This is a genomic window from Salinimonas marina (assembly GCF_015644725.1).
Lineage (GTDB): Bacteria > Pseudomonadota > Gammaproteobacteria > Enterobacterales > Alteromonadaceae > Alteromonas.
In genome coordinates, this window is sequence record NZ_CP064795.1 from 364,882 (window position 1) to 382,414 (window position 17,533).

Here is a 17,533-nt window from a genome sequence, read left to right on the forward strand (position 1 = left end):
AGGAATGGTATGAGCGACTCAGATACGACATCAGGGACTGCCCCGGCGTCTGAAAATCCATCCGGTCAACAAACCCACTTTGGTTTCAAACAGGTTGAAAAATCACAAAAAGCCTCCATGGTGGCCAATGTGTTTGATTCGGTTGCTGCCAAATACGATGTGATGAATGATCTTATGTCACTGGGCGTACACCGCTTATGGAAACGCTATACCATTGATTGTTCAGGAGTCAGAGCCGGGCACAAGGTGCTGGATATTGCGGGTGGAACCGGTGATCTGACGGCAAAATTCTCTCGCATGGTGGGCCCCACTGGCTCAGTGACCCTGGCCGACATCAACCTGTCGATGCTTAAAGTGGGCCGCGATAAGCTGCGTGACAAAGGACTGGTCAGCAACATTGATTATGTTCAGGCCGATGCCGAAAGCCTGCCCTTTCCTGACAACACCTTTGATGTGGTCACCATGGCGTTTGGTTTGCGCAATGTCACCGAAAAACAAAATGCCCTGAACTCCATTTACCGGGTGTTAAAGCCTGGTGGGCGGCTGTTGGTACTGGAGTTTTCAAAACCAGCCTCCGAGCATCTTTCTAAGCTCTATGATGTGTATTCATTTCATATCTTGCCCCGTATGGGGCAGGTGGTGGCCAACGATGAAGAAAGCTATCGTTACCTGGCCGAAAGTATTCGTATGCACCCGGATCAGGAGACCCTCAAAGGCATGTTTGAACAGGCCGGATTTGAGCAATGCGACTACAGCAACCTGACCGGTGGTATCGTGGCGCTGCATCGAGGGTATAAGTTTTAATGCCAGTCAGCGCCTTGTTTACCGCCACCGCCGAAACCGCTGTGAATCAGATTCTGGCTCTGGATGAAGACAGCGCCGGGCGGCTGGCGGCGTTGGAAGGACAGCGACTGGTCTTGTTCCTGGAAGAGCTTCCGGCCGGCCTTACGTTGATTTTTTCACAGCGGGTGGACATTCATACCGAGCCACGTTCCCACGCCGAGGTGGTGGCCGATATAGACTCTCAAACCTGTTGTATCCGTACCTCGTTACCGGTGCTGCCAAAGCTGACACAAACCAGCCAGCTGACCCAGCTTATTCGTCAACAGGCATTGGATCTGGATGGCGAGCTGAGTATTGCCCAAAAGGTGGCTGCCTTATTCGGTCAGCTGGATATTGATCCCGAAGAGTGGTTGTCTGCCTACACCGGCGATATCGCCGCGCATCAGACGTTTAGCGCCGCCGGTAAATTGAAGCAGCGTTTGTTACAGGCTATGGCGCGAACACGTGCCGGGTTAAGCAATACCCTGACCGAAGAAAAGCCCATCGGGGTAGGCAAGTTAGCGATGCTGCACTTTAGTGATGAAGTCAGCATGCTACGCGATGATATTCAGCGTTTTGAGGCCCGCCTCAACGCCCTAGACAACGAGCATTGATTTTATTTGGTTATGCGAATTTTCCGGTTGTACCAAATCAACAAAGTGCTACTGCAGCACGGTTTAGATGAACTTATCCCTGATCGCTGGATGCCCTGGTACGCCAGAGTCATGCGTAAATGTGTGTTTTGGATAAGGAATCAGTATAAGCACGAAACGGCCGGCGAGCGTATTACGCTGGCGCTCCAGTCGCTGGGCCCGGTGTTTATCAAGTTTGGGCAAATGCTCTCAACCCGTCGTGACTTGCTGCATCCGGCCATTGCCAATGAGCTGGCGCGATTGCAGGACAAGGTGGCGCCCTTTCCCTCAGAACAGGCGCAGGTCATCATTCGTCAGGCGCTGGGGCTGAGTAACCTCAACGAGCTGTTCAGTGAGTTTCAGGTGGACCCTTTAGCGTCTGCGTCTATTGCCCAGGTGCATGCCGCCAAACTTCGCAGCAGCGGTACCGATGTGGTGGTGAAAGTACTGCGCCCGGATATTCGCAAAACCATAGAAGCGGATATGGATCTGCTGTTTACCTTAGCTCAGGTCCTGCAGAAATGGCTGCCGGACGGCAAACGTCTGCGCCCGGTGGAAGTGGTCACTGAGTATCAGAAAACCCTGGTGGATGAGCTTGATCTGATGCGCGAGTCCGCCAATGGTATCCAGCTGCGCCGAAACTTTGAAGACTCCGATGCGCTGTATATTCCAAAGATTTACAGCGAACTGTGCCGGCACAATGTGTTGGTGATGGAGCGTATCTACGGCATCCCCGTGTCCAATGTCGATGCCTTGCTGGCGCAAAATACCAATATGAAAATGCTGGCTGAACGCGGGGTCGAAGTATTTTTTACACAGGTATTCCGGGACAGCTTTTTTCATGCCGATATGCATCCGGGCAATATTTTTGTATCGACGGAAACGCCCAGCGAACCCAAATATATCGCCATCGATTTTGGGATTGTCGGCACCCTGAACAAAGAAGATAAGCGCTATCTGGCTGAAAACTTTGTGGCATTTTTTAATCGCGACTATCGTAAGGTGGCGCAGCTGCATGCCGACTCAGGCTGGGTGCCGCCCGACACCAATATTGACGAATTTGAAATGGCGATCCGCACGGTGTGCGAACCAATTTTTCAAAAGCCCCTGGCTGAAATATCTTTTGGCAATGTGTTGCTGCAACTGTTTAACACGGCCCGGCGCTTTAATATGGTGGTGCAGCCACAGTTGGTGTTGCTGCAAAAAACCCTGCTTTATATTGAGGGGCTGGGACGCCAGCTTTACCCGCAACTGGACTTATGGAAAACCGCGAAGCCGTTTTTAGAAAACTGGATGCAGGAGCAGATTGGCGTTAAGGCGATGCTTAAAAAGGTCAAAGCCAATTTACCGTACTGGTCAGAAAAAATGCCGGATATGCCCGATCTGTTGCACGACAGTCTGGTGCAACTAAAGGCATTACCGGTGCAGCAACAACGTGAGCACCAGCATCTTATTCAGATGCAGATCCATGCCACCCGGGCGGCGCACTATGGCATTGTGGGGGCGACCTTTATTATTGTGGCAGCAATTTTACCGGTTTACGATCTGCATTGGGCCTTTGTGGCTCTGAGTGCCGGTACCGGGGTAGGGTGCTGGCTGCAGTCATGGCGCAAAGGCCATCGGGAACTACAATAACAGGTATATGGGTAAGAGATTAAACTTGTGCAAATTTTGACTTTTTAGACGCTATTTATCTATCAATTCTGAAAATACCTGTTATAGTGTTATTGGCTGTTTTAGCCAAAGTCTTTAACAAGACGTGATTATATTTGTTTCTGCGTTGATGTATAAATACTCAAGTTACACCTGTGATTTGCTGTTAGTGGTTTGTTCATTCTAAAGTAAGACCCAAATAAACTCGTTAGGTTTAAAGACAGTTTGTTATACGCGAAAGCGATGTTTATAGAGATATTTTGAGGTCGACATGTCAAAAGTTACAGGTACCGTTAAGTGGTTTAACGCTGATAAAGGTTATGGTTTTCTAACTCAGGATAGCGGTGATAAGGACGTTTTCGTTCATTTCCGTGCTATCGTTTCAGAAGGCTACAAGACTCTTAACGAAGGTCAACGCGTTGAGTTTGAAGTTGAGCAAGGTCAGAAAGGTCTGCAAGCTGCCAACGTGAATGCTATCTAAGTATTCCTAAAAACAGCAGCCGTCTGGCTGCTGTTTTTTATGTGTCACAGTTTACCGCAATGTGTCGGCACTGTGGCATTGCTTTAAAATAAGTCTGGTACGCTTCCCATCCCGCCAGCTTATCCCAATCTCTTTTATTTCCTCTTTTTTGCATCCGCATTTTTATAGTGGCAATACTGGCATATAACCAGTAAATGGTTACCGGACATTGCATGTTCTGCTGTATTTGTTGCTGCCAGTCTGGCTGCCTGAGCTCTCGGGTAAAAGGCCCGCACATCACTACCGGTACCTGGGGAAGATTCTGCCTGGCGGTTTGCCACATTGCATCATATACCGGCTCCCGAAATGCCTGTTTGTAGGTCTGGCTATCACGATCATCCACCGGCATTCCTGCCAGACTCAGCCCGGCCTGTACTATCGGCTCGCTTATCGTATCAATATCAATCAAACAGGCATGCTTTGATTGGGCCAGCTTTTGCGCATAAGTGGTTTTACCTACGGCCGGTTGGCCAGTCACCAGATATAATGGATGCATAGATGCTTTTTTAGTCGGCTTCGGGTTATGATAACAGTATGCACCGGCTTGAACAGTAAGGCCAGCAGCCCCGGCCAAGGAGAACACACCAATGCGCATGCAGCAGCTCAAACTGATCATTATGACCATGTGGCTGGGATTATGGATTCAGCCGGCGGTGGTTTATGCCAATCAGGCGCCGGCCCAGGTTGTCGCTACGGTACTGGATGAACAAATTACGCTGGCCCACATCAGCCCTGATAAAAAGACCCTTGCCGAGATGGCCCGTGGTAACAGCGTCACCAAAGAAATGGCCCTGGCCAGTTACCGGCAACATCAGCTTACGCAAAAAATTGTGGATACCGTGTTAAAGGATTATGCCAAAGCACAACACATCACCACCAACCCGCAGCTGGTGAGCCAGTTCGTTAAACGCTTTGCCGCGAGTGACACCCGCAAACCCCGAACCGCGGATATTAAAAAAATGGCCCGGGAACAGGTAAACACCTGGCTGATAGACAAAGCCTTGTATCAGCAGCACGGCGGGGTGGTGGTATTTACCCCCCGCAAACCCTTGTTTCCGGTAGAGGCCTACCAAATAGAATTTCGCCGCTACCAACAACAGGGCCAGCTGACTATTCACGATGCGGGGCTGAAAGCAGGCTTCTGGCAAACCTTCGAAAAAAACTATGATTTTGAAATTCCGCCGTCGCAGGTTTCTTTTGCTAAGCCCTGGTGGCTGACCACCGATATTATGCCCTGATTTTACTGCGGCTACTCTGCCGGATGATTATCTGTCGGAAAATCGGCAAATAACTCAGTAGAGAAGTAGCGCTCGGCGCCATCCGCAAAGATAGTAACGATGTGCTGATGGCGATATTCAGGCATACTACATAACCGGGCTGTGGCGTGCATGGCTGCGCCGGATGAAATTCCCACTGCCATTCCTTCGCAGGTCGCCAGTTGACGGGCAAATAATATAGCGTCCTCGTCCTCTACCGTAATGATTTCATCAATACACTGGGTATCGAGGATGTCTGGTATGTGCCCGGAGCTTAAGCCCTGAATATTGTGTACGCCACTACGCTTTTCACTTAATACCGGACACCGCGCGGGTTCTACCGCAATAACTTTTAAACCAGAACAATGCTGTTTCAATGTGTGGGCAACCCCGGTCAGGGTGCCCCCGGTGCCTATCCCGGCCACCAGCACATCAATGCGGCCGCCGGTATCATGCAAAAGCTCCTGGGCCGTGGTATGGGCATGGGCCTGTACGTTGGCCGGATTGGCAAACTGGTCCAGCGCGACCGCCCCGGGAGTGGCAGCTACCAGTTCGCGGGCTTTATCGATGGCACCTTTGGTGCCGTACTGTCTGGGGGTGGTGATGACCGCGGCGCCATAATGTCGAATCAGGCGCTGTCGTTCTACCGACATATGCTCCGGAATAACAATCGTTACCCTGATATTAAAAAGCGCCCCCAGCCATGCACAGGCGACCCCGTTATTTCCCGAAGAGGCTTCAATGATCTGGGTGTGGGGACCAAATTCAGGCGTGCTCATGATTTGTTGCAGCATCGCCAGGGCAGGGCGATCTTTTATCGACCCGGCAGGGTTAAAATATTCCACCTTGGCCATCGGCGTGGTTACCCAGTTATGCTGGCGAGCAAGTCGATTCAGACGGATGAGAGGCGTATGCCCGATAGTCTGGGTAATATCGTCAAAAATCCGGGGCTGGCGTAGTGACTCGGGACAGGCGTTCATATCGGTATTCCGGCTTGGTGATGAAGTATAGGTAGTCTGGCATGAATAAACGGCAAAATTTGCTTATATCCGCGGTGCAATTTATGCTAATAAGCAATGAAATTGCTGGTAAGCCGTATTTTATGAAAGAAATTGCTATTGATAAGATCGATCGCGCGATTTTGAGTTTGCTGCAAACCAATGCGGATTGGTCGGCTACTGACATTGCTCAGCAGGTCGGTCTGACCACTACGCCCTGCTGGCGGCGCATACAGCGGCTTCAGCAAAATGGCCTGGTGACCAAAAAAGTCGCGTTGCTGGATGCTACCCGGCTGGGCTTAACGACCACGGTGTTTGTGCAGGTAAAAGCAGCCCGACACGATGGCCAGTGGTTGCAGCAGTTTGCCCGCCATGTGGAAAGCTTTGATGAGGTCGTGGAGTTTTACCGTATGAGTGGTGAATACGATTACCTATTGAAGGTGCTGGTAACGGATATGGCCAGCTTCGATCATTTTTATAAACGGCTGGTTAACGGCATCGATTTAAATGATGTGACCTCCAGCTTTGCCATGGAACAAATTAAGTATTCTACCGCCATGCCATTACATCACTTGTGACTAACCGATATACCCGATACCGCCCACCCTCAGCACTGATATTAAGGAGGTCTTATGCGTAATCAACCCGCATCCTGCTGGGATGACATTCTGATGCTGGATGCCCAGCTTGGTGATGAAGAGCGAATGGTCACCAGCACCGCCCGGGATTTTTGCCAGAGCCAGTTACAGCCGCGTATTCTTACGGCCAACCGTGATGCCTGTTTTGATCCGGCTATTATGCTTGAATTCGGTGAATTGGGCTTATTGGGAGCTACTATTGAGGGCTACGGCTGCGCCGGGGTTAACTATGTCACCTACGGCCTGATTGCCCGGGAAGTAGAGCGGGTCGACAGTGGCTATCGAAGTGCCATGAGCGTGCAATCCTCGCTGGTGATGCACCCGATACATGCGTTTGGTAGTGAGGCCCAGAAGCAGCAATATTTACCCAAATTAGCCAGTGGGGAATGGATCGGTTGCTTTGGCCTGACCGAACCGGATGCCGGGTCAGATCCGGCGGCGATGCGTACCCGGGCGACAAAAACTGACGGTGGCTACCTGCTTACCGGCACCAAAACCTGGATTACCAATGCGCCCATTGCCGATGTCGCCATTGTGTGGGCAAAAGTCAGTGACGAAGACGATGCCATTCGCGGTTTCATTGTAAAGTCAGACAGCAAGGGCTTAACCACCCCGGAGATCAAACATAAGCTTTCTTTAAAAGCATCCATAACCGGGCAACTGATAATGGATGGGGTGTTTGTAAGCGATGAAGATATGCTACCTGATGTAAGCGGTTTAAAAGGGCCGTTTAGTTGTCTGAATCGGGCCCGCTATGGGATTGCCTGGGGCAGTATGGGAGCGGCGGAATTCTGCTGGCATGCAGCCCGGCAGTATGGGTTGGAGCGCAAACAATTTAACCGGCCGCTGGCACAAACCCAGTTGTATCAAACCAAACTGGCCAATATGCAAACCGAGATAGCATTAGGATTGCAGGGCGCATTGCGGGTGGGGCGTCTGATTGACAGTAACCAGTTTGAGCCGGCTATGATCTCCCTTATCAAGCGCAATAATTGTGCAAAGGCGTTAGATATTGCCCGTCAGGCCAGAGACATGCACGGCGGTAACGGCATCAGTGATGAATACCATGTGATGCGGCATATGCTGAACCTGGAAACCGTTAATACCTATGAAGGTACCTACGATGTGCATGGTCTGATTCTGGGCCGCGCCCAGACCGGTTTGCAGGCATTTTTCTGATTTTTTACACAGCCAGCTTTAACACAGAGCCAGCTAAGGGCGAAGCGACACATACCTGCATCGCCTATCGCTGGCTCTGATTGGTCTTAGTAATAGCTAAGTTTCTCGGCTTTTCCGGAGAAAATCCGATACACCATAAAGGTGTAAGCCAGAATACACGGCACCACGATTGACGCACCCACCAGTAAAAAGCGCAATGAACTGGCATCAGCTATGGCATCGATAATGGTTAGCCGCCCGGGGACCACATATGGATAATAGCTTATCGCAAAGGCCGCGAAACACAGCGCGAACACCAGCAGGGCGATGGCAAAGGGCAGCCATTCGCCATGGCCGTTCGCCTTTGGCAGCCGCTTCAGGACTACCGCGCAAAGACACAGCAGACCAAAACAGGTGATCGGAATGGCCATCAGCGCATAGCCCCAGGGTGCAGCCAGCCACAGCTGGCGAACACTTTCATGCAGGGTCAGGTTTAACACACTCACAACCGCAATACCGAGACCCAATACGATCAGCCCGCGTTTGGCCCAGTAAAAGGCTTTTTGCTGCAGTTCGCCTTCTGTTTTCAGAATAAGCCAGCACGACCCGATAAAAGCATAGGCCGCGGAGACCCCGAAGGCGGCCAGCAGCGCAAACCCCTGGGCCATCCAGTCGGTGCGCAGACCGGTTACCCAGATCCCCAACATATAGCCCTGAGCCAGCGTGGTCAGTAACGAGCCATATTTAAATGACAGATCCCACTTACGCTTTTTCGACTGTACCACCTTGGCGCGAAAGTCAAACGACACCCCACGTAAAATCAAGCCCAGCAACATCAGGGTGGCAGGCAGATATAAGGTTTGCAGAATCTGACTGTGGGCTTGCGGAAAGGCAAACAACAGCAGACCCACCGCCAGCACCAGCCAGGTTTCATTGGCATCCCAGTAGGGGCCGATAGAAGCAATCATATCATCGCGAAACGCTTCGTTACGGGGCGGAATCAGCACCCCGACCCCTAAATCGTAGCCGTCTAAAACCGCATATAAAAACACGGCCAGGGCCAGCAGCCCAATATAAATATCGGCCAGTGTGGTTAAGGTTAAGCTTTCAAATGGCATACTGACCTCCTAGGCACCAATGGGAGAAAAGCTGGCAGCACGCGCTTTTTCCCGTTCTTCACTGGAAATTTCTTCAATTTCAATCGAGCGGCGGCACATCAGGGTTAAGGTGCCCATATAAGCCACCAGTAACACAGCATAGACCACGGCATACATTAAAAATGAGAACCAGACATTGCCGGCGGGTAACGTGGTAACCGCTTCGCTGGTTTTCATCACGTCACTGATGAGATAGGGCTGCCGGCCAACTTCGGTGACATACCAGCCCGCCAGGGTGGCCACCCAGCCACTAAAGCTCATACCCATAAAAATCCGGGTCAACCAGCCTGGTAGGTGATTACGCCGATACAGATAGTAGCTTCCCAGCCAGGCGCACAGCAGCATCAACACACCCATCCCCACCATCACCCGAAAGGCATAAAACACCGGTTTCACTGGCGGGTGTTCCCCTTTAAACTCATTCAGCCCCTGGATTTCGCCCTCGGCAGAATGGGTCAGAATCAGGCTCGCCAGCCGTGGAATGCCAATTTCAAAATGATTGGTACGTGCTGCTTCATCGGGTATTGCGAAAAGCAGCAAGGGCACCTGGGTATCGGTTTCCCAGACCCCTTCCATTGCCGCTACTTTTTGCGGCTGATACTCAAGGGTATTGAGCCCATGCAGGTCACCGGCAAAAATCTGAATCGGGATCAGAACTGCTGCAGTATAGGTGGCCGTTTTAAGCGCAATTTTGGGGGCAATTTTGTTATCACCTTTGAAAATCCGGTAGGCAGACAGTCCGGCAATCAAAAAGCTCGCCGTCAGGCCCGATGCCAGTAGCATGTGCGCCAGCCGATACGGAAACGACGGATTAAAAATAATCGCAGACCAGTCTTTGGCATACAGTACGCCATCGATCATTTCATGGCCCTGAGGCGTGTGCATCCAGCTATTAAGCGAAATAATCCAAAAGGCCGAAATCGTGGTGCCTATCGCGACCACCAGGGTTGAGAGCGTATGCAGCCATCCCGGCACGCGGCGGATCCCAAACAGCATAATGCCTAAAAAGGTCGCCTCCAGGAAAAAGGCCGTAAGCACTTCGTAACCCAGCAATGGTCCGGCAATATTTCCGGCTTTTTCCATATACCCTGGCCAGTTGGTGCCAAACTGGAATGACATGGTGACCCCGCTGACCACCCCTAAGGCAAAGGTTAACGCGAACACCCGAACCCAGAACCGGTAAATACGCATCCACACCGGATGACCGGAAATATCTGCGCGAATTTTGAAGTAAAATAAAAACCATCCCAACGCGATGGTGATGGTTGGGAACAGAATGTGAAAACTAATGTTCAGTGCAAACTGAAGCCGGGAAAGAATCAGTGCGTCCACAACAACCTCCGTTACTGCGCAGGCGATTTGCCCATAAGCAGTTTATCTTTAAAATCAAGCATACGGCCCACCCCAGAGCCCAGTCGCATCAGGGTGTGTAGTTTTTCCGGTCCTAAATTTTGTAGCTCCTGAGACCATGCTGTGACCGACTCCAGCAAGTCATGGATCTCGTTAAGGCGGTTTTGTACAGCTTGTTCTTCTTTGTCGACAGGGGCTTCCATCATTAAGTCACGTAACAACGACAAAGTAGGATCAATTTCACGTTTACGCCGTTCTTCAAACACCCGGTTGGCCAGCACCCAGATTGAGCCCGCCGGGATAAAGTACTCTTTACGTTCGCCCGCCACATGGTGCTGTTTCACCAGCCGCCAGGATTGCAGTTCCTTGAGGGCCATACTGGTATTGCCCCGGGAAATATTCAGCGCATCCGCAATTTGCTGGGCTGCCAAAGGCGTTTCAGTTAGTACAATCAAAGCCAGTATCTGGCCAACGGTGCGGTTGAACCCCAGCGACTGCCCATTTCGCCAAAATGCATAACCGAGGACTTTACTGTTGGTGACATTTCCATAATGCTAGCTTCTTTTAAAGTTTCAGAAATTACTGAAAGTTTATAATGTTTTTGGTTTTACAGCAAGTCTGGATGAGCTTGGAAACATTAAAAGCTAGTAAGGCAGAGTCGGGAGAGGGTTATGCCAGAGCCTGAAGAACCTAGAGATAAAACCGCACACAGCCAGATGCCCTGCAGCTACCCTAAAGGCCTCTCGGTCAGCTCTGCGAGCATGAAATGATAAGTTGTGTTTCAATGGCCTCATCGCGGGCGTGGGATTGGAGCCTGATGACCACCGCATTTAGTTGGAGATTGAACCTGAGAGAGAGCCTGAGAGAGTATGCGCCTGAAAGAGTGTGAGTCTAAGGAAGAGTATGTGGATGCCCCCTACGAATAAGCAATGGTGGCTATCTGTAACTACAGGGCGTTGCGCTACGTCCGCGCTGCAGAATAAGCGTATCGGCAGGTACCGGTTAAGTTTAGTATTGCGAAGCAATCGTACTGTGACCAGTCATATTGCCAGACGCAGGCATATAAATAATAATCATCACCGATGATCAGGCCGCAAAGAGGACAGGGTCGTCCGAACTGCTCAGCGCAGCGGCGTAACGCGATCATGTTACTACGCCACCAGGCTCTTTGCTTATTCGTTACCCCGGGGCGAGATCACCAGCGCTGTAAAATACGCTCGTAGATATCGGTATCCAGCAAGCTTGGCCGTGCGCCCACGGTGGCACTTTGTAATGCCTCAAATGCGGCTTCAATCGTGGTGTAGGTGGTACCATCAATCACATATACCGAGCTGTTGTCGGCACTGGTCGTATCCAGCGCCAGAGCATGCTCCAATACCCTGGGCGCCAGCGCCTGATGCATTACCTGAGCACTGCTGATGTAGTCGGCGCTGCCATCGCCATTAATATCTTTGGTCAGCCAGGTCATGCCCAGCAAACGGTTGTAGCTGCCATCCTGCTGCATGATTTCGATGGTTTGATTAAATTGCTGCAAACGACTGTCGACGTTATCAACATCCTCGCGCAGCGCCAGCCGAAACCCCGCGGTGACCAGGGGGCGAGCCGACAGATACACCATCTCTTCGTTTTCGTTACGCAGCAGCCGGTTAAACTCATCTATCAGCAGACGGCTGGTGACCAGATAATAGGCCCGGTTGTCGGCAAGTTGCTTGAACGCATCATAGGTGGAAGGGTTACGACCCCATTTCACATCTTTGATCAAACGAATGGTGTCGGTATTGGCAAAACGGTTATCAATGGCCACCCGGCGGTCTTGCAAATGCGGTATTAAAGCCACCTCTTTAACCGAATCATTTTTGCTCACTGCATACAAATACAGCGGCAAGTACGGTTTGGAATAACGCATATTGCTTTTTTGGGTGTTCAGGTCAATAGATGCATAATCACCATCAAGCTTGCCGCTTAAAATGGCACTGCCTAAAAAGGCCGGACGCATCATTTCCAGAGTTAACGGTTCACCCATACGCTTAAAGGCCTCGAGTACCAGATTGTTCAGCCGTGCCGGTTCACCTTCGTCATCCACATACGTAGGCAACTGGCTGGCGCCCAGCCTGGACTCCGCCAGGGTTGGCGCTGGACTCAGCACTAATAAAATAACCGCAACAAAAGATAAAACGCGCAAAGGCAATTCCTTGATAAACAAATGGACAGGTGTATTTTTATTCTATTGTTCAGTGTAGCGGCTTTTAAGGGCAAATAGCAAAGGTCTGCAACAGACCGGTTCATGGCACGGCGGTATAATAATAGCGGGACATCGGGCCCAGGAAGCGAACAGCTAAAGGGGGGCGAAAGACGGAGCATGCATGGGGGGCAGTAAATCTCACCCGTGACCGCTTGCCGCTATGGGCAGGCGGTCACGGTAATAAAAAAGCATATTACATGAGAGGGTTACTCACCAAAGCTACCGGCAGCGCCAGGAAAGACCACCGGGCTTTCAAAGCCCTCTTTACTAACACTGGCTACTCCGAAAAAGTAGTTATCAATAACCACATTTTCCAATGTGGCGCTAGTCACATTACCTACAAATTTGCTGTATTGCCATTGCGGGGCATCGGTATAACGCCAGTAAATTTTATACCCTGCCAGGTTCGGATTTTGCTGTTTATCGGCCTGCGCCCAGCTTAAGGTGGTATCCGGTGAAACGGCACCTTTTATAGTGACATCAGCCGGTGGCGCCGGCGCCCAGGCCATCGCTGCCAGACTCACCGCATTGAGTGACGTCAGTTTCGCTGCATAATCAAAGTCCACGCCCTCGATGGTATCGCCATATTCGACCCCATCTTCGGTACGTAAGTCCTGATGCTGGCGGACATAATTTTCGTTGGTTTCCATAATGCGGATCCCAGGATAGCCTAAGTCATTTAACGGGCGGTGATGGCCGCCCCGACCAAAGCGATCAAGCCGGTATATCACCATGGTATCCAGATTAGGAATATACTCGTCGGCAAGTTTATCAATATAACGCGCTAAATTCCGGGAGGGCGAGTCAACTTCACCCCCGGTAAAACGGCGGGTGCGGGCTTCGTCCGCGGTTTCGGTGACCCGCGTGCCTTCGGCAAACAAACGGGCCGTGGTGTTGTTGATGACCCCGTTCACCCCCTCGATATTGCCAATCATGTCATTGTTCAGCACCGCTTTTAAACGCCAGCCTTCGTCTTTGGCTTTGGCAGCCAGAATCTTGCCACCAAATAACCCCTGTTCTTCACCGGCCAGCGCGGCGTACACAATGCTGCCATTAAACTGATACTGAGATAATACCCGGGCGGCTTCCAGGGTGCCGGCGACCCCAGAGGCATTGTCATTCGCCCCGGGAGCGTCGGAGGTGGCGTCCATCACATCCGAGACCCGGGAGTCGATATCTCCGGACATCAGCACATAACGGTTGGGATCGGTGGAGCCACGCTGAATGGCCACCACGCTGATGACATCCGTTGGCTCGGGAATACGCTTTTCACCACTCACAGTATCGCCGACAAACATCACTTCCAGACACCCGCCACACTGCGCCGAAATAGCTTCAAATTCTTGTTTTATCCAGCGCCGGGCGGCGCCAATACCACGGGTATCCGATTCGGTTTCAGATAAGGTATGGCGGGTTCCAAAGCTCACTAGTTTCCGAATGTCCTGCTCAATTCGATCAGCAGACACGGCTTTGGGGATGGCATGTAATTCGTTGGTGTCGGGGGCGGCAAGGCTTCCTGCAGAAGCGGTGGCAAGGGCTGTTAAAACAGCAAGGCGTGCAAACATAAAAGCTCCTTCTCAGCTTGTGGTTGTCACGCCTTAATGATTATTTTGTACTGGCGTGACCTAAATAAACGCGTAGGCATCACCAAACAACTGAGTCTGGGGAAGCGCCCGGGCGCTAAAATCGTCTCTGGCTGCTTTCGCCATTTCAAACCGGCCGGCAATATACACCTGCACATCGCTAAGCGAAGGGTAGTCGGCAACGACGGCGTGGTGCACCCAGCCGGTTCTGCCAGACCAGTCATCTTCGGCAAATTCTACCACAGGGATGAAGTTAAACTGGTCGTGCTCATCGGCTAGTTTGCTAAGCTCATCGTACAAATATAAATCATTTGTGTTTTTGCCACCCCAGTACAAGCTTACCGGGGTATGCGGATGATCTTTTAACGCCTGCTGTAAAATAGACCAGGTGTAGGAGAACCCGGTACCGCCGGCAATTAGAATAATAGGCTGGCCATTGGATTGCAGGTACGCCTCGCCGTGGCCACCGCTTATCGCGATACTGCCGTCATGGCGCATCCGCTCCAGCACTTCAGTGGCATAAGCGTTATTTTCATCTGCGCCGATATGCAGCTCAATTTTATGGTTATCAAACGCGGCATTGGCGATGGAAAAAGGTCGCTTATCATTTTCACCCATATGCACCAGAATATACTGACCGGCATAAAAGGACACAGGCTGCGCCGGGGTAAGAATAACCTGGTATACAGCACCGGCCAGCGGCGTGATGGAGTCGACCTGACATTGAATTTGTGACATTGATTCTCTTCTTTACATTAAATCGCTAAAAACGGAGCGCTAGTCCATGATACCAAGCTCATCCCAGATGTCATCCACACGCTGTTTCACGGCTTCATCCATCACAATGGGCGTGCCCCATTCCCGATCGGTTTCACCGGGCATTTTGTTGGTGGCATCCATCCCCATTTTTGATCCTAGCCCCGACACGGGCGAAGCAAAATCCAGATAATCTATCGGGGTGTTTTTTACCAGGACGGTGTCGCGCGCCGGATCCATCCTTGTGGTGATGGCCCAGATAACATCATTCCAGTCACGTGCATCGACATCATCGTCACACACAATGACAAATTTGGTATACATAAACTGGCGCAAAAATGACCACACGCCCATCATCACGCGTTTAGCGTGCCCCGGATACTGCTTCTTCATGGTGACTACGGCCATCCGGTACGAGCAGCCTTCCGGGGGCAGATAAAAATCAACAATTTCGGGAAACTGCTTTTGCAGAATAGGCACAAAAACCTCATTTAAAGCTACCCCTAAAATCGCGGGTTCATCAGGCGGCCGACCGGTATAGGTGGAATGATAAATGGGATTTTTGCGGTGGGTGATATGAGTCACGGTCATCACCGGGAAGGTATCCACCTCATTGTAATAACCGGTATGATCGCCATAGGGCCCTTCGGGGGCGGTTTCATCCTGAGCAATATAGCCTTCCAGTACAATCTCGGCGCTGGCAGGTACCTGCAAATCATTACTTAATGACTGGGTCACCTCAGTTTTATCGCCCCGCAGCAAACCGGCAAAGGCATATTCGCTTAAGGTATCGGGCACCGGAGTTACCGCACCTAATATGGTGGCCGGGTCCGCGCCCAGCGCCACCGACACCGGGTAGGGTTCGCCAGGGTGGGTTTCACACCATTCGCGAAAATCCAGGGCGCCGCCACGATGGGATAACCAGCGCATGATCAGTTTATTTTTGCCAATAAGCTGTTGCCGGTAAATCCCCAGGTTCTGGCGTTTTTTATGAGGCCCCCGGGTAATGGTCAGGCCCCAGGTTACCAGTGGCGCCGCATCCCCTGGCCAGCAACGCTGGATGGGCAGGGTGGTCAGATCGACCTCATCGCCCTGTAAAACCACTTCCTGACAGGGTGCCCTGCGCACTTCTTTAACCGGCATATTAAGCACCTGCCGAAATACCGGGAGTTTTTGCCACAGGTCTTTGAGGCCTTTGGGTGGTTCAGGCTCTTTCAGATAGGCCAGTAATTTGCCCACTTCTCGCAATGCCTGCATGCTGTCCTGGCCCATGCCCAGCGCCACTCGTTCAGGGGTACCGAACAAATTAGCCAGTACCGGAATCGTGCTGCCTTTAGGGTTTTCGAACAACAACGCCGGGCCTTTTGCCCGCAATGTCCGATCCGCAATCTCCGTCATTTCCAGGTCCGTATCAATCTCGCGGGTGATACGCTTTAATTCACCACGCGCCTCAAGCTTGTCGATGAAATCGCGTAAGTCTTTATACTTCATAGGTAACCTGTGAACTCTGTCATCAATAATTATGGCGCCAGTATAGCATTAAGCCGGGTAAGCACAGCAATGACAGCCCGGGCACGCCTTCATCAGGTCGACCACAAAGTTTTTTCTGGACAGCAGCAAAGATAGCGTGTCATATAGACACAACGTGACAAAAAAATGTTGCTTACCCCACTTTGTTTTCCCGTAACAGGAGCGCGCCATGGGTACATTTGATAAATCGATGACCGAAGAGCTGAATCTATTGCTTAAGTTTCCTTCCGACAGCCTGATGCAGGGCCTCAAAATCCACCATGATGCCAGTCAGTCGGTGGTGCAGGCAGCGCAAAATCTACATACCAAAGGTTTGATTACCCAGTCTGATGGGGGGTATCTGACCGATTTAGGTATTGATGTGGCGGATCACGCCCGCAAGGTATATAGCGCCTTGTTGCGAACGCTGAATTGAGGTATTCCCGGTAGCCATAGACAAATCACAGCAAACCATAGCTTTGCTGCTATAGTTTTTCATCGCCCGGCCGATAATTTGAGGGTAATGTATTAATGTATCAATAGCAGGAAACACAACGATGAAGCGTCTGTGGTTATTTTTGAGTCTATGCTTATTACCGGCGGTCAACGCCCAGGCTGAACAGCTTAAAGCGGTACAGTTGTATACGCAGGATCAGCTTATCGGCTTAATCAACACCAATACTCACCTGGATAAAGTGGTCGCGGACCGGTGTCAGCTGGTCCAGGACATCGAAGCGCACGCAGAGGTGCTCCAGGAACCCGCTTTTCAGTTTTTGTGGGGCGATATGCTGGCCTGGGGGGTATGTATAGACGCTGATCCGACCCGCGGCATCCGCTTAATGCGCGAAGCGGCCCAACAAGGGTTGCCGGCAGCGCTGGAACAACTGGGACGCTATTATAAAAATGCCACCCTGGTCCAGCAGGATAAGGCCCGTGCGGTAGTGTATTTGCGTGAGGCCTCGGCCCTGGGCAATCTGCGGGCCCAAATGCAGCTGGCCGAGTTGTTTATTGACGGACATGGCAGCCCGTATGACTACGAAGATGCCTATCGCTGGTTATACCATGCGATTACGGCCGATAAGTCCACCCACCGAAAAATTGCCGGATATCTGCAGGCCCTTGAATCGCTAATGCATCCCAAAGCAGTGCGTAGCGCCCGCCAGCCACTTTAAGCGCCGGGGTTTTTACCTGAAAAAACCGATCTAAGCATTTTTCTGTGCAGTAAAAACCAGCAATATGAAAATTACTTAGACGCACAA

At 51.3% G+C, this 17,533-nt stretch carries 17 protein-coding genes and 1 pseudogene; 9 read left to right on the forward strand and 9 right to left on the reverse strand.

Translation table 11 applies throughout. The annotated features are described in order from the left end of the window. Window positions 1-9: 9 nt before the first annotated feature. From ubiE to cspE, 4 genes are all read left to right on the forward strand, one after another. Complete coding sequence (gene ubiE, locus IT774_RS01595; RefSeq protein ID WP_195811059.1) at window positions 10-804, forward strand: bifunctional demethylmenaquinone methyltransferase/2-methoxy-6-polyprenyl-1,4-benzoquinol methylase UbiE; 795 nt, start codon at window positions 10-12, stop codon at window positions 802-804. Further along, window positions 804-1,436, forward strand: coding sequence for a ubiquinone biosynthesis accessory factor UbiJ (locus IT774_RS01600; RefSeq protein WP_195811060.1), 633 nt, complete (start codon window positions 804-806; stop codon window positions 1,434-1,436). The genes ubiE and IT774_RS01600 overlap by 1 nt, the downstream gene beginning before the upstream one ends. A gap of 12 nt (window positions 1,437-1,448) precedes the next feature. Then, a complete protein-coding gene (ubiB, locus tag IT774_RS01605; RefSeq protein ID WP_195812173.1) occupies window positions 1,449-3,089 on the forward strand; it encodes a ubiquinone biosynthesis regulatory protein kinase UbiB in 1,641 nt (546 codons plus the stop codon). A 289-nt stretch (window positions 3,090-3,378) separates the two neighbouring features. Then, on the forward strand, window positions 3,379-3,588 hold the full coding sequence (gene cspE, locus IT774_RS01610; protein ID WP_108568737.1) for a transcription antiterminator/RNA stability regulator CspE: 210 nt from the start codon (window positions 3,379-3,381) through the stop codon (window positions 3,586-3,588). 37 nt (window positions 3,589-3,625) lie between these two features. Here the strand turns inward: cspE and IT774_RS01615 are convergent, their stop codons facing one another. Then, a complete protein-coding gene (locus IT774_RS01615; protein ID WP_195811061.1) occupies window positions 3,626-4,123 on the reverse strand; it encodes an AAA family ATPase in 498 nt (165 codons plus the stop codon). 91 nt (window positions 4,124-4,214) lie between these two features. On the opposite strand from IT774_RS01615, the gene IT774_RS01620 reads away from it, so the two are divergent. Beyond that, the gene (locus IT774_RS01620) at window positions 4,215-4,865 is read left to right on the forward strand and encodes a SurA N-terminal domain-containing protein (RefSeq protein ID WP_195811062.1); all 651 of its coding nucleotides are present in this window, start codon (window positions 4,215-4,217) and stop codon (window positions 4,863-4,865) included. A gap of 11 nt (window positions 4,866-4,876) precedes the next feature. Here the strand turns inward: IT774_RS01620 and IT774_RS01625 are convergent, their stop codons facing one another. After that, complete coding sequence (locus tag IT774_RS01625) at window positions 4,877-5,863, reverse strand: PLP-dependent cysteine synthase family protein (protein WP_195811063.1); 987 nt, start codon at window positions 5,861-5,863, stop codon at window positions 4,877-4,879. A gap of 83 nt (window positions 5,864-5,946) precedes the next feature. Here IT774_RS01625 and IT774_RS01630 point away from each other — a divergent pair, with 83 nt between their 5' ends. Both IT774_RS01630 and IT774_RS01635 read left to right on the forward strand, forming a co-directional pair. Next, window positions 5,947-6,459 carry an Lrp/AsnC family transcriptional regulator gene (locus IT774_RS01630; protein ID WP_408641195.1) on the forward strand — a complete coding sequence of 171 codons (513 nt, stop codon included), beginning with the start codon at window positions 5,947-5,949 and terminating at the stop codon, window positions 6,457-6,459. Between the two features lie 54 nt (window positions 6,460-6,513). Beyond that, entirely contained in the window at window positions 6,514-7,698 is a 1,185-nt protein-coding gene (locus IT774_RS01635; protein WP_195811064.1) for an acyl-CoA dehydrogenase, read from the forward strand. 86 nt (window positions 7,699-7,784) lie between these two features. Here the strand turns inward: IT774_RS01635 and IT774_RS01640 are convergent, their stop codons facing one another. From IT774_RS01640 to ubiD, 7 genes and pseudogenes are all read right to left on the reverse strand, one after another. Next, entirely contained in the window at window positions 7,785-8,795 is a 1,011-nt protein-coding gene (locus IT774_RS01640; RefSeq protein WP_195811065.1) for a cytochrome d ubiquinol oxidase subunit II, read from the reverse strand. A gap of 9 nt (window positions 8,796-8,804) precedes the next feature. Beyond that, on the reverse strand, window positions 8,805-10,166 hold the full coding sequence (locus IT774_RS01645) for a cytochrome ubiquinol oxidase subunit I (RefSeq protein WP_195811066.1): 1,362 nt from the start codon (window positions 10,164-10,166) through the stop codon (window positions 8,805-8,807). A gap of 11 nt (window positions 10,167-10,177) precedes the next feature. Beyond that, window positions 10,178-10,734: pseudogene (locus IT774_RS01650) on the reverse strand (GbsR/MarR family transcriptional regulator). A 645-nt stretch (window positions 10,735-11,379) separates the two neighbouring features. Further along, complete coding sequence (locus tag IT774_RS01655; RefSeq protein WP_232365072.1) at window positions 11,380-12,366, reverse strand: substrate-binding periplasmic protein; 987 nt, start codon at window positions 12,364-12,366, stop codon at window positions 11,380-11,382. Between the two features lie 266 nt (window positions 12,367-12,632). Next, the gene (locus tag IT774_RS01660) at window positions 12,633-13,991 is read right to left on the reverse strand and encodes a M28 family metallopeptidase (protein WP_195811068.1); all 1,359 of its coding nucleotides are present in this window, start codon (window positions 13,989-13,991) and stop codon (window positions 12,633-12,635) included. Between the two features lie 60 nt (window positions 13,992-14,051). Next, entirely contained in the window at window positions 14,052-14,747 is a 696-nt protein-coding gene (gene fre / locus IT774_RS01665) for an NAD(P)H-flavin reductase (RefSeq protein ID WP_195811069.1), read from the reverse strand. 39 nt (window positions 14,748-14,786) lie between these two features. Beyond that, window positions 14,787-16,256: a 4-hydroxy-3-polyprenylbenzoate decarboxylase gene (gene ubiD, locus IT774_RS01670; protein WP_195811070.1), complete on the reverse strand. Its 1,470-nt coding sequence runs from the start codon at window positions 16,254-16,256 to the stop codon at window positions 14,787-14,789. A 208-nt stretch (window positions 16,257-16,464) separates the two neighbouring features. On the opposite strand from ubiD, the gene IT774_RS01675 reads away from it, so the two are divergent. Beyond that, a complete protein-coding gene (locus IT774_RS01675; RefSeq protein WP_195811071.1) occupies window positions 16,465-16,710 on the forward strand; it encodes a TIGR02647 family protein in 246 nt (81 codons plus the stop codon). Between the two features lie 121 nt (window positions 16,711-16,831). Continuing rightward, window positions 16,832-17,446: a tetratricopeptide repeat protein gene (locus IT774_RS01680; RefSeq protein ID WP_195811072.1), complete on the forward strand. Its 615-nt coding sequence runs from the start codon at window positions 16,832-16,834 to the stop codon at window positions 17,444-17,446. Window positions 17,447-17,533: the final 87 nt, after the last annotated feature.

Bases quoted from the DNA above. Each gene is read 5' to 3' on its own strand.
- ubiE (WP_195811059.1), top strand. From the start codon at position 10: ATGAGCGACTCAGATACGACATCAGGGACTGCCCCGGCGTCTGAAAAT.
- IT774_RS01600 (WP_195811060.1), top strand. From the start codon at position 804: ATGCCAGTCAGCGCCTTGTTTACCGCCACCGCCGAAACCGCTGTGAAT.
- ubiB (WP_195812173.1), top strand. From the start codon at position 1,449: ATGCGAATTTTCCGGTTGTACCAAATCAACAAAGTGCTACTGCAGCAC.
- cspE (WP_108568737.1), top strand. From the start codon at position 3,379: ATGTCAAAAGTTACAGGTACCGTTAAGTGGTTTAACGCTGATAAAGGT.
- IT774_RS01615 (WP_195811061.1), bottom strand. From the start codon at position 4,123: ATGCATCCATTATATCTGGTGACTGGCCAACCGGCCGTAGGTAAAACC.
- IT774_RS01620 (WP_195811062.1), top strand. From the start codon at position 4,215: ATGCGCATGCAGCAGCTCAAACTGATCATTATGACCATGTGGCTGGGA.
- IT774_RS01625 (WP_195811063.1), bottom strand. From the start codon at position 5,863: ATGAACGCCTGTCCCGAGTCACTACGCCAGCCCCGGATTTTTGACGAT.
- IT774_RS01630 (WP_408641195.1), top strand. From the start codon at position 5,947: ATGCTAATAAGCAATGAAATTGCTGGTAAGCCGTATTTTATGAAAGAA.
- IT774_RS01635 (WP_195811064.1), top strand. From the start codon at position 6,514: ATGCGTAATCAACCCGCATCCTGCTGGGATGACATTCTGATGCTGGAT.
- IT774_RS01640 (WP_195811065.1), bottom strand. From the start codon at position 8,795: ATGCCATTTGAAAGCTTAACCTTAACCACACTGGCCGATATTTATATT.
- IT774_RS01660 (WP_195811068.1), bottom strand. From the start codon at position 13,991: ATGTTTGCACGCCTTGCTGTTTTAACAGCCCTTGCCACCGCTTCTGCA.
- fre (WP_195811069.1), bottom strand. From the start codon at position 14,747: ATGTCACAAATTCAATGTCAGGTCGACTCCATCACGCCGCTGGCCGGT.
- ubiD (WP_195811070.1), bottom strand. From the start codon at position 16,256: ATGAAGTATAAAGACTTACGCGATTTCATCGACAAGCTTGAGGCGCGT.
- IT774_RS01675 (WP_195811071.1), top strand. From the start codon at position 16,465: ATGGGTACATTTGATAAATCGATGACCGAAGAGCTGAATCTATTGCTT.
- IT774_RS01680 (WP_195811072.1), top strand. From the start codon at position 16,832: ATGAAGCGTCTGTGGTTATTTTTGAGTCTATGCTTATTACCGGCGGTC.